Raw genomic sequence first — 13542 nt, 5'->3', positions numbered from 1 at the left:
CGCGGGCCGCGGGGGGCGCAGGGCAGGAGCCCGGCGCCCCCCGCCCCCCCGCGGCGTCAGTGCCGCTGCGCCCCCGCCATGTACTTCGTCCAGATGTCGAGGGGGAAGGTGCTGCCGGCGGCGTCCTTAGGGGCGCCGCCGAGGCCGTCCAGCGCCAGCAGCTCCTGCGTCTTGGGGTCGATGCGGGAGAGCGACACGGCGGTCGACACCTTGCCGCGGTAACCGGCGAACCACGCGGACTTGTTGCCCTGCCCGGTGCCGGGCTTGCCGGCCGCATCGGTGCCGGCCGCCCTGGCCGTCGTCGCACTGCCGCGCCGCACCGCCTCGCGCAGGGCGTCGTCCACGGCGGCGGCCACCGGCTGCGGCAGGACGCGCTCGGCCTTCGGCTTCTCGACGGGCACCTCGTTGCCGTTGCGGCTCAGCCGGTCGACGGAGAACGGCTCGCTGTGCAGCCCCCGGGCCGCGAAGGTGCCGTACGCGCCGGCCATGCGGATGGCGCTGGGGGTCGCGGTGCCCAGGGAGAAGGCCGGCAGCTTCGTGCCCAGGCTGCTCTCCAGCAGGCCCGCGTCGACGGCCGCCCTGCCCACCCGGTCCAGGCCCACGTCCATGCCGAGCTGCATCACCGGGGTGTTCACGGACTGCGCCACCGCCTCTTTCAGCGTCACCTTCCCCCAGGACTTCCCACCGTCGTTGGCCGCCTTGACGATCTTCCCGGAGCGGTCCCAGTACGGGCCCTCGGGGGTGCGCAGGCTCACCTTGTTGTCGCCGTTGTAGACCGTGGCCGGGGAGACCGGGGTGCGGGGCTTGCCGCGCTCCAGCTGGACACCGTCGCGCAAGGCCGCCGCGTAGACGAACGGGGCGAAGGCCGTGCCCGCCGGGACGACGGAGGAGTTCGCGTCGTTGAAGCCCTGCTGGAGGTAGCCGGGGCCGCCGTAGAGGGCGACGATGCGGCCGTCGGTGGTGACCGACGCCGCCCCGATGCGCACGTCCTTGTCCGACTCGCGCTTGTCGGGGTCGAGCCGGCCCTTCACGTCGTCCGCGGCCTTCGTCAGGGCCGCCATGGACGACTTCTCGAAGGTCGTGCGGATCTGGTAGCCGCCGAGGTCGAAGTCCTTCTCGGTGACGGGGGTGTGGGCGCTGACGTACGCCCGCGCCGTCTCCACGAGGTAGCCGGTCTGCCCGGTCAGGCCGGCCGGCTTGGGCGGGGCCTTCGGCTCGGGGAAGGACGTGTAGCGGGCCCGCTCCTCCTTGGACAGCTTGCCGCCGTCGACCATCCGGTCCAGGATCCAGCCCCAGCGCTCGACCGCCCGCTCGTGGTTCTTCTTGCCGAGCGCCGGGTCGTAGAGGCCCGCGCCCTTGAGCAGCGAGGCGAGGAAGGCTCCTTCGCTCACGTTGAGCTGGGAGACGTCCTTGCCGTAGTAGGCGTGGGAGGCGCGCTGGATGCCGTAGGTGCCGCGGCCGAACCAGCTCGTGTTGAGGTAGCCCTCAAGGATGTCGTCCTTGCTCATCCGGTTGTCGAGCTTGATCGCGATGAACATCTCGGTGAGCTTGCGGGTGAAGGTCTGCTCCTGGTTGAGGTAGGCGTTCTTCACGTACTGCTGGGTGATCGTCGAGCCGCCCTGGGTGCTGCCGCCGGTCACCATCCGGGTGACGGCGCGGACCATGCCGCTGGGCGAGATCCCGCTGTCGGAGTAGAAGGTCTGGTTCTCGGCCGCGAGCACGGCCCAGCGCACCTTCTCCGGGACCTTGTCCAGGTCGGTGTCCTGCCGGTTCACCTCGCCGGTGCGGGCCATCTCGGTGCCGTCGGCCCAGTAGTAGACGTTGTCCTGCTGGGTGGCGAAGGCGTTGAGGTCGGCGGGTATGTCCGTGCGCGCGTACATGATCGCCACGAGTGCGGCGACGGCGCCTACGACGGTCGAGAAGAGTCCGAGCACCTGGCGCCACGACGGGACCCAGCGCCGGAAGCCCTGCCGGCCCGGGCGCGGGTAGACGGGGCGCAGTTTGCGCAGGCCTCGCATACCCTGCATCCCGCGCAGACCGCGCTTCCGGGGGGCGGCGCGTCTGCGGCGGCCCGGGCCGGAGGAACGGCCGACGGGAGCGGATGGTTTCCGGGCATGCGCGGCATGCGTCCCTTTTCGTCGTTCGAACACCGCTCGACCATATGATGTCCGCTCCCATAGCGTAATGTTTTACTTCAATGTAAAAGCAGAAGATCTCGGGTCATACCCATTGAAAGAAGCAGAAGGAACGCCGGAACGCCATGGAAACAGCCACACCCACCGTCGCGGTGCGCCATCCCCGACGCCGGGCGAACGGGGCGCTGGAGGGGGAGGTCCTCGCCGCGCTGCAGCGGGCGGAGGGTCCGCTGACGCCGCGCGAGGTGCAGGCCCGGCTGTCCGGTGAGCTCACCTACAGCACGGTGGTGACGATCCTGTCGCGGCTCCACGGCAAGGAGGTCCTCACCCGGACCCCGCGCGGGCGCGCCTACGCGTACGCCCCCGTCACCGACGAGGCGGGCCTCGCCGCCCGCCGCATGTGCCGCATCCTCGACGCCCTCCCGGACCGCGAAGTGGTGCTGGCCCGCTTCGTGGCGGAACTCCCGGTAACGGACGCCCTCCTGCTGAGGGCCCTCCTGACGGACGGCACCCTCCCGGCCCCGAGGTAGTCCTGCGCCCGGCGATGCGGCCTACCCGCCCCGGGCTCGCCCGGCACCGCCGGACGCCTCGCGGCGGAGGGCCCCGGGGCTCAGCCCCGGCCGCGGGCTCGGCGGTGTAGTAGGGCGGCCGCTGCCACGCCACCGCACAGCGCCGTGCCGCCCGCCGCCAAGGCGACCCGCGGGGCGGCCGCGGACGCCACCGGCGCGCCGCCGGCGGTGATCTTCGTGCGCACGGGGGCGACGACCCCGAGGCGCCCGGCCGAGCGCACGGAGCCGTCCGCGTTCAGCAGCACCCGCTTCCCGTTCGGGCGCGCGAAGTCGAACATGTTCAGCAGCGATCCGGCGCGGGTGTCGAAGGACGAACCGCCGACGGGAGCGGTGTCCCAGTTCCACTCGATGAAGCGGAGGATCGACGTCTGCTCGGTCGGCGTGTGGTCGACCGCGTTGACCTTGCTGTACGGCGAGATCACCAGCAGCGGCTGCCGCGGCCCCGGCCCGCACCGCCCCGCGTGCCCCCCGGCCGCGGCGGGCCCGGCCCGGCAGGCGGGGCTGTCCAGCGGCTTGCCGTGCGGCCCCTCGCCCCCGAGGCGGGAGCCGTTGCGCGGCGCGGCGTAGGCGTGGTCGTACCAGCCGTCGGAGTCGTCGTAGGCGATGACGACCGCCGTGCTCCCCCACTGCGGCGCGCTCTGGATCTTGTTGATCCACTCCACGAGGAAGCGCTGCTCGTCGACGGGCCCGGAGTAGCCCGCGTGCCCGTCCCGCGCGGCGGGAGCCTTGAGGAAGCTCACGGCGGGCAGCCGCCCGGCGCGCAGCACCGCGTCGAAGTCGGTGAGGTCGTACTGGTGGTTCGCCCGCCCGTCCCGGCCGATCTCGGCGACGGACCGCGGCGGGAGGTGGTGCGGGTTGGCGGTCGACCGGTAGTACTGGAACGGCTCGTGGTGCGGGCTGTAGTCGATCACCCGCACACCCCCGGCGTTGGCGTGCGTCCGGCCGGAGCAGCGTGCGTGGTGCCCGGGCCGCCCGTCCCAGGGGGTGCTCGGGCGGAATCCGCCCTGGAACCAGCCCCACGTGACGCCCTCCTCGCCGAGCACGTCCCCGATGTTCCGGCCGGTCATGGCGGCGAGGGCGCCGCGCCCGGCGCGGTCCCTGTTGGAGCAGTCGTCGTACGCCGGGTCGGGGTCGGTGAGGATCGTGCCGACGCCGTCGGCGCCCGGCGCGGTCACGACGCGCGGGTCCGGCTTCGCGGTGCGCCGCGGCCGCTCCGTGCCGGAGGCGGGGTCGGTGGAGACGACGCCGTGGGTCTGACCGGAGACGAGGTTGATCGCGCCGGGTGTGGACGGCCCGTAGGTGGTGCTGAAGGAGCGGTCGTTCAGGGCGTAGTGCTGGGCGTAGTTCCACAGGGCGGTGACGGTGTTCCCGTCGTAGTAGTCCATGACGAGGCCGGGCTCGCCGAACAGCCGGCCGGAGCACTTGCCGGAGTCGGTGTTCTGGACGAACTTGTCGGCCTTGCCGCCGTTGGCCGCGTACTGCTCGGGGCCGTAGGAGTGGTTCTGGTCGCAGGTCAGGGCCTGCCGGGAGGACAGGCGGCGGGGCGGGTACTGGTTGGGGTTGCGCTGCAGCAGCCCGGCCGTGCGCAGGTTGTCGATCCGGGCGGGCGTCGCGCGGGAGGCCTCGAAGCGGGTGCCGTCGGTGTTGGCGGCCCGCGGGTAGGTGGCGAAGTAGTGGTCGAAGGAGACGTTCTCGTCGAAGACGACGACGAGGTGCTCGATCGGCGACTCGGTCCCGGTCCGGTCGCCGGGGAACGGCAGCGCGGCCGCGGGCGGGGCGGCGGCCGCGGCGCCGGCCGTGGCGAGGACGGCGAAGGCGGCGGCGCCGAGGCGGGCGGCTCTTCTCGTACGGGTACGGGTACGGGTACGCGTGCGCGCACGCGTAAGGATGCGGATACGGGTACAGGTCATGCGTTTCCTCCCGTTCGGCCCGTGCCACCGGCCAGCAGGGCCCGGCCGTACCAGTCCGCGCGGTCCCGCACGCCGGGGAAGGCGAAGAACCAGCCGCCGCCGAAGGGGGTGACGTAGTCGGTCAGCGGCTCTCCGGCGAGTCGTTTCTGCACGGTCGTGAACTGGCGTACCGGGTCGCGCTGGTAGCAGCAGAAGAGCAGGCCCTGGTCGAGGGTGCCGTTGCTGTCGACGCCGCGGTCGTAGTTGTACGAGCGGCGCAGCAGCCGGTGCGCCTCGCTGCCGGGGGTGCGCGGGTGGGCCAGGCGGATGTGGCTGTCCAGCGGGGTCACCTCGCCCTCGGGGTCGTGGGCGTAGCGCGGCGGGTCGCTCTCGCGGGCGCCGTCGAGGGGGGCTCCGGTGTCGCGGGTGCGGCCGATGACGCGCTCCTGTTCGGAGAGCGGGATGCGGTCCCAGAACTCGGTGAGCATGCGGATCAGCCGGACGACCTGGTAGCTGCCGCCCGCGGCCCAGGGCGGTTCGCCGGAGTCCGCGGCGGTCCACACGAGGCGGTCCATGAGGCGCGCGTCGCGGGGGTCGGGGCCGGAGGTGCCGTCCTTGAAGCCGAAGAGGTTGCGGGGCGTGCCCGAGGGGCGGGGCGGGGCGGTGTGGCCGTCGAGCCGCCAGCGGATCTGCATGCCGCCGCGGGTGTGGCGGGTGAGGTCGCGCAGGGCGTGCAGCACGGTGTCGGGGCTGTCGGCGCACAGCTGGAGGCCGAGGTCGCCGTGGCACCAGGCGGGGTCGAGGTCGTCGTCGGGGAAGACGGGCATGGTGCGCAACAGGTGCGGGGCGCGGTCGGCGAGGCCGTAGCGGCCGTCGAAGAGCGAGGCGCCGGCCGACAGGGTGACGCCGAGTCCGCCGTCGGCCGGGACGTACGGGCCGAGGATGCCGGAGTCGGGGGGCGGCGCGGTGATGCCGGTGGGGGCGGGGGTGCCGCCGGTGGTCAGGAAGCGGGCGCGGTCGGTGAGGGTGCGCAGGAGGTCGGCGAGCTCGCGGCGGTCGGCGGCCGTGACGTCGAAGGAGGTGAAGGCCGTGGCGCGGGCGGGCGGGGTGAGGATCGCGGCTTGGTGGGGGCCGTGGAAGCGGGGGCCGGCGGGGGCCCGGGGGCCGTCGGGGGGCGCGGGTGCGGGTGCAGGTGCGGGTTCGGGGGCGGGGGCAGGGGCGGCGAGCGTGGCCGCGGCGCCTGCCGCCAGTGTGCTGCGCAGGAGCCCGCGCCGGGGGACGTGCCGGAGGACGCGCCTCATGGCGTCCTCCGTACGTCGCAGAGCGCGGCGACGGACGCGAGGCGCTCCGTGAGATCGCCGACGGCGGCGTCGACGCGCGCCCGCTGCGCGCGGTCCAGGCGCCCGAGCGGCGTCCACTTTCCGCGGCGGGCGTGGGCGTGGGCGTCGAGGATCCTGGCCGTGCGGGCCAGGCGGCGGTCGAGGGCGGGCAGGCCCGGGTAGCGGGTGCGCAGGAGGGGACGGAGGGGGCGGAGGACGGCACGGGTGGCGTCGAGGTGCGCGCGGGCGGTGGCGAGGCCGCTCCCGCTGCCGTAGTCGGTGCGGCCGGTCAGCTCGGCCCGCAGGGTGTCCTCGAGGATCTCGTGCGCGCGCCGGCCGAGGTCGGCCGGGTCCATCCGGGTGTGCGCCCAGCCGGCGCGCAGGGAACGGACGTCGCGGGCGAGCCGGTCGGCGGCGCGGCGCAGGCCCGGGGCGCGCTCGTGGTGCCACAGGCCGTGCTCGACGCGGTGGAAGCCCGTGAAGCCGGGGTCGCGTACGCCGCGGGGCAGGCCCGCGGTGGTGCGGTCGAGGGCGTCGCCTGCGTCGCCGAAGGCCCCGTAGGCGGCGCCGAGGCGCGCGTAGGCCAGGTGGGCGGTGAGCCAGCGGGAGCGGGCGGCGGCGCGGTCGCCGGTTCGGTCGCCTGTGCGGACGGCCGTGCGCAGGGCGTCGGTGGCGGCTACGAGGCGGGTCATGCTGCGGCCCACCCACCGCTGGTAGTCCAGGGCGGGCGGGATGAGGTCGTGCACGGACACCGGGACGGCGGCGGGGCCGCTGCGGGTGCGGCGCGGGTCGCCGGGGACGCGGACGGCGGGGCCGGTGACGGGGTCGGTGTCGTCCCCCAGGCACACGAAGGCGTACGTGCCGGCCCCGAGCCGCACCGGGAGTCCCCGCGCGGCCCCGGGCGCCAGCCCCTCGACCTCACCGAGGACGGCACCGGTGCGGGCGTCGGTGAGCTGGACCTCGGTGGGCGTGCCGGAGGTGTTGTGCAGGGTGAAGGTCTGCGTGCCGGGCCGGGGATGACGCCAGCCGTCCCCGCACCGGCCGGGGGAGGCGTCGACGCGGTCGCCGGGCCCGGAGGGGTGAGGCACCGCCGGCGCGCACCCGGCGAGGACGACCACGGCACCACCGACCACGAGGCCGGTCGCCCGCCGCGCCGCCGGCCGGCCACCGCCACTCACCACCACGCCGGTGGCACCCCGCCGCGGCGGACGGCAACCGCCCGGGCCCCGCGGACCGGCCCCACGCATCGCGCTGGCGCACCGCCACGGCGACCAGGTGCTGCCGCGGCTGCCCGCAGGCCTCCACCCGCGCCTCCCCACCGCAACGGCCGAAGCCCGCCGAGCCACCGAAAACCGGGCCGGCCACCTTCCCACCGCCGCAGCGGCGACCAACCCGCCACGACCACCCCGGCAACGCCGAACCAGCAGCCAACACCACCCCTCACGACCCACCGCAGCGCCCAAAGCCTCCCGAGCCACCGAGGCCAAGGCCCGCCGCTTCCCGACCGCCGCAGCGGCACGCAACCGGCCACGACCACCCCGGCAATGCCGAACCGGCAGCGAACACCACCCCACACAAACCACCCACCTCCCACCCACCGGACACCACCGCCACACGCGCGCACCACCGCAGCGGCCGAAGCCCGCCGAGCCACCCAGAACCGGCCCGCGTAGACGCCGCCGTCGGCGATCTCACGGAGCGCCTCGCGTCCGTCGCCGCGCTCTGCGACGTACGGAGGACGCCATGAGGCGCGTCCTCCGGTACGTACCCCGGCGTGTTCCCCGGCGCGGGCTCCTGCGCAGCACACTGGCGGCAGGCGCCGCGGCCACGCTCACCGCCCCTGCCCCCGCACCCGCACCCGCGCCCCCCGACGGGCCCCGGGCCGCCACCGGCCCTCGCTTCCACGGCCCCCACCAGGCCGCGATCCTCACCCCGCCCGCCCGCGCCACGGCCTTCACCTCCTTCGACGTCACCGCCACGACCACCCCGACAGTGCCGGACCGGCAGCCGACACCACACACGAACCACCACCCACCTCCCACCCACCGGACACCACCGCCACACGCGCGCACCGTCACGGCGGCCAAAGCCCGCCGAGCCACCGAGGGCAAGGCCCGCCACCTTCCCACCGCACGGCGGCCAAAGCCTGCCGAGGCACCGCGTACCGGGCCCGCACCCTTCTCCCGCCGCAGCGGCGCGCAACCACCGGCAACCTGTCCGGCGGTGCCGAGCCGACCCTCTGCCGCACGGCCGGTCGGGTCCGGCCCTCCGCCGCCCGGCCGGTCCGGTCCGAGCCGAGCCGAGCCGAGTCCGGTCCGAGTCCGGTTCGGCTCCGCCGGGGACCACCCGGCGTGTTGAGCCGGGCCGGCTTCGCCGGACACCGCGGCGGAGCCCGGTCGCCCGGGCGGCGCGGAGGCGCCGGCCCGCGGCGAAGACAAACGCGGTCGAGTTACGGGGCGGCAGCCGTGCGTGCCGGCGCCCGGCGCAGGGGTTCCCGGGGGAACCCCTGCATCCCCGAGCGTCCGCCGGGCGCAGCGCACCGCACCGCAGCCTTCCCGTGGTCCTCGACCGCATGATCAAGGCTACGCAGCGACCGGCCGCCCGGTCGGGAAATACGCCCGGAATTCACCCGTCTGACGGTACGTCAGTACGTCCGGCCAACACACCGCCGCACCGACACCCCGTCACGCCCACAGCCACACCCGCCGATTGCGCGCCACCGTATGGATGCGCCGCGCCCGGTCCGGATGCAGCACCCCGCCCAGCGCGCCGAGCCCCGGCACCTCCCCCTCCCCCAGCACCCGGACGTCGTCGAGCTCCGGCGCGGCCTCCACGCTCCGCGCGCCGACGAACACCAGCACCGGCTGCACCGGCACGAGGAAGCCGCAGCCGCGGGAGAGGACGAGGGACGCGCGCGCCGCGTCGTGCCGCGTCTCGCGGACGTACGGGCAGGGCCGCCGCTCCCGGTCCGTGCGCACCTGCGACTCGCCGGCGCGGATGCGCGCCCGCCGCCCGGGCTTGGCGGAGATGCCGAAGACCCCGCCGGGACCGATCAGCAGGTGCGAGATGATCGCGTCCCCCGGCAGGACGATGGAGTGCACCACGTCCCAGCCGCCCAAGCCGCCCTCGGCGAGCCCTTCGAGCACCGCGCCGACGCACTGCTCGGCGGCCAGCGCCCGCCGCCAGGCGTCCTCCACGGGCCGCCGGCCGAGCAGGCGGGCGAGCACCAGGCGCACCCGCCCGGGCGCTCCCGCCGCCGCGGAGCCGTCGAGCCGGGCGCGGAGCGTCTCGCCGGGGCGGTTGGGGGCGAGGTCGTCGTCGGGCGGCAGGAACAGCCGCTCGGGATCGTAAGTCTTCCCGTTCGCACTCCTCTTGCCGTCCGGCCGCTCCGGCACGCACACCACCCCCACCGCCATATTGCCGCAGAAGCGGGGGAACCAACCCGGCCGTCCGGCCGTTGACGCGGACAGAGGCCCCGCGACATCCCCCCGATCGCGGGGCCTCGTCCATGCCGCGCGCCCGCGCCCGCACCTGCACCCACCCGCGCCCGCGCCCCACTCCCACGCACCCCTCCCCCTTCGGCCGCATTCCGGCGACACCGGCCGCCGGTGCTTTACTTCGCCGAACCCCGGGCCAAATATCCCTTTTGTCACATTAACGCCGGGAAGGGATGGTCAGTGAGAGCAGTCGCGTTGTACGGAGCCCTCGGGTCCCTGGTCCTCACCACACTCGTCAGCGCCCCGGCCGATGCCCTCGCCCCGGGGCACACGCCGGGCGGCCACGCCGAAGCCCTCGGCGTGACCGAGGCCGCCCAGCAGGCCGCCGCGGCCGGCATCCGTTTCGGGGCGTGCCCCGCGGCCGAGGGCCTGCCCGCCCCCTTCGAGTGCGGCACCGTGTCCGTACCGCTGGACTACGCCCACCCCCACGGCAAGCACATCACCCTCACCGTCAGCCGCGGCCGCGCCACCGGCCAGGCGTCCGAACGGCAGGGCTCGCTCGTCTTCAACCCCGGCGGGCCGGGCGGCTCCGGCATGTTCTTCCCGCTGCTCGCCGCCATCCCGCAGTGGAAGAACCTGGCGAAGGCCTACGACTTCGTCGGCTACGCGCCCCGCGGCGTCGGCCGCTCCGCCCCGCTGTCCTGCGTGGCCCCCGCGAGCTTCGTGAAGGCCCCCACCCGCGCCCCGCAGCACCCCTCGGCCGCCTACAAGCGCAAGAAGATCGCCGAGGCCAAGGCCTACGCCCGGGGCTGCGCCCGCAAGGCCGGCGCAGCCCTGCCGTACTTCACCAGCCTCAACAACGCCCGCGACCTGGACGTGCTGCGCGCCGCGCTCGGCGAACGGCGGCTGACGTACATGGGCGCGTCCTACGGCACGTACTTCGGCGCGCTCTACGCCACGCTCTTCCCCGGGCACGTGCGCCGCATGGTCTTCGACAGCGTGGTCGACCCCGACCCCAGGAAGATCTGGTACCGCAGCAACCTGGACCAGTCCGCGGCCTTCGAGAGGCGCTGGGCCGACTGGCGGCGCTGGGTCGCCCGGCACGACAAGGTCTACCACCTCGGGCGCACCGCGGGGCAGGTGCTGGCCTCCTACGACCGCGCGAGCAAGCGGCTCGGGCGCCGCCCCGCCGGCAAGGTCGGGCCCGGGGAGCTGCAGGCCGCGCTCCTCCAGGTCGGCTACACCGACACCTACTGGGCGCGCGGTGCGAACGCCCTGGCGGCGTACCTGCGCGGGGACGCCAAGCCGCTGCGCGTCCTCGCGGAGCCGGACGCCTCGGGCGCCGTCGCGAGCGAGAACGCCAACGCCGTCTACACCGCCGTCGAATGCAACGACGCGCGCTGGCCGCGCTCCTGGCGGGTGTGGGACCGCGACAACACGCGGCTGGCGGAGCGGGCCCCGTTCGAGACCTGGCAGAACGCCTGGATGAACCTGCCGTGCGCGTTCTGGAAGACGTACTCGCAGCGGCCGCTCGACGTCCGCGCGCCGCGCGGCGCCCTGCCGCCCACGCTGCTGCTGGCGTCGGAGCGGGACGCGGCCACCCCCTACCGGGGGGCGCTGCAGCTGCGCCGCAGGCTGGCGGGCTCGGCGCTGGTGACCGAGCGGGGCGCGGGCACGCACGGCATCGGGGGCGGCCCCAACCGCTGCGTCAACCGCCACCTGGACACGTACCTGCTGACGGGCGCGGTCCCGGCGCGGGGCGCGGAGTGCGCTCCGCGCCGGGAACCCTCGGCGACGGCGGGCAAGGGCCTCAAGCAGGGCCCGCAGCAGCTCTAGCCGGGCCGGAGCCCGCGCCGGTCCTAGGCGAGCCCCGCCACCAGCTCCGCCACGGCCTTGCGGCGGCCGGTGTAGAACGGCACCTCCTCGCGCACGTGCATCCGTGCCTCGGACGCGCGGAGGTGCCGCATCAGGTCGACGATGCGGTAGAGGTCGTTCGCCTCGAAGGCGAGGATCCACTCGTAGTCGCCCAGCGAGAAGGACGCGACCGTGTTGGCACGCACGTCCGGGAAGCCGCGGGCCATCTTGCCGTGGTCCGCGAGCATGCGGCGGCGGTCCTCGTCGGGCAGCAGGTACCAGTCGTACGAGCGCACGAAGGGGTAGACGCTGACGTAGTCGCGCGGGGTCTCGTCGGCGAGGAACGCCGGGATGTGCGACTTGTTGAACTCGGCGGGGCGGTGCAGCGCCATGTTCGACCACACCGGCTCCAGCGCACGGCCGAGGCGGGTGCGGCGGAAGAGGCTGTAGGCGTCCTGGAGGGCGTCCGAGGTCTCGGAGTGCCACCAGATCATGACGTCGGCGTCGGCGCGCAGGCCCGAGAGGTCGTACGTGCCGCGCACGGTGACGTCCTTCTCGGCGAGCTGGGCGAACAGCTCCTCCACCTCGTCGGCCCAGCCGGCGCGGTCCTGCGGCAGGACGTCACGGAGCTTGAACACCGACCAGAGGGTGTAGCGGATGACCTCGTTGAGGTCCTTGGCCTTCTTGCCGGCGTTCGGGATCTTCTGCGCGTCAGTCATGGCCCCTATTCTCCCCTGTCGTCCCTCGCGCCCTCGGCCAGGGTCGCGATGAGCCCGTCGGCCGCGCGGTGGGCGCTCGCGATGCAGGCCGGGATGCCCACGCCCTCGTAGACGGCGCCGCAGACCTCCAGGCCGGGCAGGCGGGCGACGTGCTCGCGGATGCGCGCCACGCGCGCGAGGTGGCCGACCGGGTACTGCGGCAGCCCGTCGTCCCAGCGGGTGACCCGGGTCTCGACCGGGGCGGCGGCCAGGCCCACGGCGCTGCCGAGGTCCTTGAGCGACATGGCCACCAGCTCGGCGTCCGGGCGCGTCAGGTCGCCCTCGTCGCCGTACCGCCCGATGGAGGTGCGCAGGACGAACAGGTCCGGGTCGGCGTCGGCGTTCCAGCGCCACTTGTTGCTGGAGAACGTGGACGCCTTGATCTTCCGCCCGTCGACGGGCGGGACGAGGAAGCCGCTGCCGCTCAGCAGCCCCTCGACGTCGGAGCGGCGGAAGGCCATGGTGACCAGCGCCATGGAGGCGTATTCGACATCGGCGAGGGCGTCGACGGCGGCGCCGGCCCCGGCGGCGCCGCAGGCGCGGGCGATGATGCGGGCCGCGTCGTGCGCGGGCGTGGCGACGACGACGGCGTCCACCGCGAGCGTCTCGTCCTCCAGCTCGACCAGCCAGCCGTCCGCGGTGCGCGCGATCCCGGTCACCGGCGCGTGGGTGCGGATCTCGCCGCCCGCGGCGCGTACCGCGTCCGCGACGGCGAGCGGCAGCCGGCCGATGCCGCCCTCGATGCCCATGAAGACCGGCCCGGTCTGCTGCCGGGCGGCGGCGCGCGCCTGCAGCTCCCGCACGCCCTCGCCGAGCGAGCGGTGGGTGCGGGCGGCCTCGAAGAGCGGCGGTACGGCCGCCCGCATCGAGATGCGGTAGGCGTCGCCCGCGTAGACGCCGCCGAGGAGCGGCTCGACGAGGCGGTCGACGACCTCGCGGCCCATGCGTTCGGCGATGTACGCGCCGATGGCGACGTCCTCGCCGGGGTCGGTGTGCGGCAGCTCGGCGTCCCGGGCGACGCGGGCGAGCCCGTCGGCGGAGAGGATGCCGGCGGCGGCCAGCGGGGCGAGGTCGCCGGGGACGCCCATGGTGTGCCCGGTGGGCAGCGGGCGCAGCTCGCCGCGGGTCCACAGCATCGCGGTGGCGGCGGGCGGCTGCAGCTGGTCACCGAGGCCGGCGGCGCGGGCGAGCTCCACGGCCTCGGGGCGGCGGGCCAGCACCGATTCGGCGCCGAGGTCCACGGGCATGCCCGCGATCTCGCCCGCGTGCAGCTTGCCGCCGACGCGGCCTTCACTCTCCAGCAGCGTGACGCGGACGCCCGCCCGTGCCAGCCGCAGGGCCGCTGCGAGCCCCGAGATCCCCCCGCCGACGACGGCCGCGTGCCGCCGTGAACGGTCCGCCGAAATGTCCGCTGCGCTCATGGCACCACTCTCTCAAACGCCCCCGCGCGGACCGGCGGCCGGTCCACGCGAACGGCTCCCGTCCGAACGGTCGGGCGGTTACCCATTGACAGCGGACGGCCGCAGCCCGAAGACTCGACTGCGGCCGACCATGAACACCAGTTCACAGGGCGGACCCCGG

Annotated in this window: 9 protein-coding genes; 2 read left to right on the top strand and 7 right to left on the bottom strand. The window is 75.0% G+C overall.

Translation table 11 applies throughout. The annotated features are described in order from the left end of the window. Positions 1-56: 56 nt before the first annotated feature. Positions 57-2018, bottom strand: coding sequence for a transglycosylase domain-containing protein (locus FGW37_RS25205; RefSeq protein ID WP_343067188.1), 1962 nt, complete (start codon positions 2016-2018; stop codon positions 57-59). A gap of 242 nt (positions 2019-2260) precedes the next feature. Between FGW37_RS25205 and FGW37_RS25200 the strand changes: the two genes are divergently transcribed. Next, the gene (locus FGW37_RS25200) at positions 2261-2665 is read left to right on the top strand and encodes a BlaI/MecI/CopY family transcriptional regulator (RefSeq protein WP_179083130.1); all 405 of its coding nucleotides are present in this window, start codon (positions 2261-2263) and stop codon (positions 2663-2665) included. Between the two features lie 80 nt (positions 2666-2745). On the opposite strand, the gene FGW37_RS25195 is transcribed toward FGW37_RS25200, so the two are convergent. From FGW37_RS25195 to FGW37_RS25180, 4 genes are all read right to left on the bottom strand, one after another. Further along, on the bottom strand, positions 2746-4614 hold the full coding sequence (locus FGW37_RS25195; protein ID WP_179083129.1) for a phospholipase C: 1869 nt from the start codon (positions 4612-4614) through the stop codon (positions 2746-2748). Beyond that, complete coding sequence (gene efeB / locus FGW37_RS25190) at positions 4611-5894, bottom strand: iron uptake transporter deferrochelatase/peroxidase subunit (RefSeq protein ID WP_179083128.1); 1284 nt, start codon at positions 5892-5894, stop codon at positions 4611-4613. Before efeB ends, FGW37_RS25195 begins: the two co-directional genes overlap by 4 nt. Continuing rightward, positions 5891-7096 carry an EfeM/EfeO family lipoprotein gene (locus tag FGW37_RS25185; RefSeq protein WP_246430542.1) on the bottom strand — a complete coding sequence of 402 codons (1206 nt, stop codon included), beginning with the start codon at positions 7094-7096 and terminating at the stop codon, positions 5891-5893. Before FGW37_RS25185 ends, efeB begins: the two co-directional genes overlap by 4 nt. Positions 7097-8596: 1500 nt before the next feature. Then, on the bottom strand, positions 8597-9307 hold the full coding sequence (locus FGW37_RS25180) for a nuclease-related domain-containing protein (RefSeq protein WP_179083126.1): 711 nt from the start codon (positions 9305-9307) through the stop codon (positions 8597-8599). 282 nt (positions 9308-9589) lie between these two features. On the opposite strand from FGW37_RS25180, the gene FGW37_RS25175 reads away from it, so the two are divergent. Continuing rightward, complete coding sequence (locus FGW37_RS25175; RefSeq protein WP_179083125.1) at positions 9590-11185, top strand: alpha/beta hydrolase; 1596 nt, start codon at positions 9590-9592, stop codon at positions 11183-11185. A 23-nt stretch (positions 11186-11208) separates the two neighbouring features. Here the strand turns inward: FGW37_RS25175 and hemQ are convergent, their stop codons facing one another. Together hemQ and hemG are read right to left on the bottom strand one after the other, a co-directional pair. Then, a complete protein-coding gene (gene hemQ / locus FGW37_RS25170; protein WP_179083124.1) occupies positions 11209-11922 on the bottom strand; it encodes a hydrogen peroxide-dependent heme synthase in 714 nt (237 codons plus the stop codon). Between the two features lie 5 nt (positions 11923-11927). Continuing rightward, positions 11928-13382, bottom strand: coding sequence for a protoporphyrinogen oxidase (hemG, locus tag FGW37_RS25165; protein WP_179083123.1), 1455 nt, complete (start codon positions 13380-13382; stop codon positions 11928-11930). Positions 13383-13542 lie beyond the last annotated feature (160 nt).

Origin of the sequence: Streptomyces rectiverticillatus (genome assembly GCF_013394065.1) — a bacterium.
Taxonomy (GTDB): Bacteria; Actinomycetota; Actinomycetes; order Streptomycetales; family Streptomycetaceae; genus Streptomyces; species Streptomyces rectiverticillatus.
The sequence above is the reverse complement of the archived record's forward strand: the minus strand, read 5'-3'. Positions and strand labels throughout refer to the sequence as shown.

Excerpts from the sequence above, each read along its gene's own strand:
- FGW37_RS25205 (WP_343067188.1), bottom strand. The coding sequence starts at position 2,018 with ATGCGAGGCCTGCGCAAACTGCGCCCCGTCTACCCGCGCCCGGGCCGG.
- hemG (WP_179083123.1), bottom strand. The coding sequence starts at position 13,382 with ATGAGCGCAGCGGACATTTCGGCGGACCGTTCACGGCGGCACGCGGCC.
- efeB (WP_179083128.1), bottom strand. The coding sequence starts at position 5,894 with ATGAGGCGCGTCCTCCGGCACGTCCCCCGGCGCGGGCTCCTGCGCAGC.
- FGW37_RS25195 (WP_179083129.1), bottom strand. The coding sequence starts at position 4,614 with ATGACCTGTACCCGTATCCGCATCCTTACGCGTGCGCGCACGCGTACC.
- hemQ (WP_179083124.1), bottom strand. The coding sequence starts at position 11,922 with ATGACTGACGCGCAGAAGATCCCGAACGCCGGCAAGAAGGCCAAGGAC.
- FGW37_RS25200 (WP_179083130.1), top strand. The coding sequence starts at position 2,261 with ATGGAAACAGCCACACCCACCGTCGCGGTGCGCCATCCCCGACGCCGG.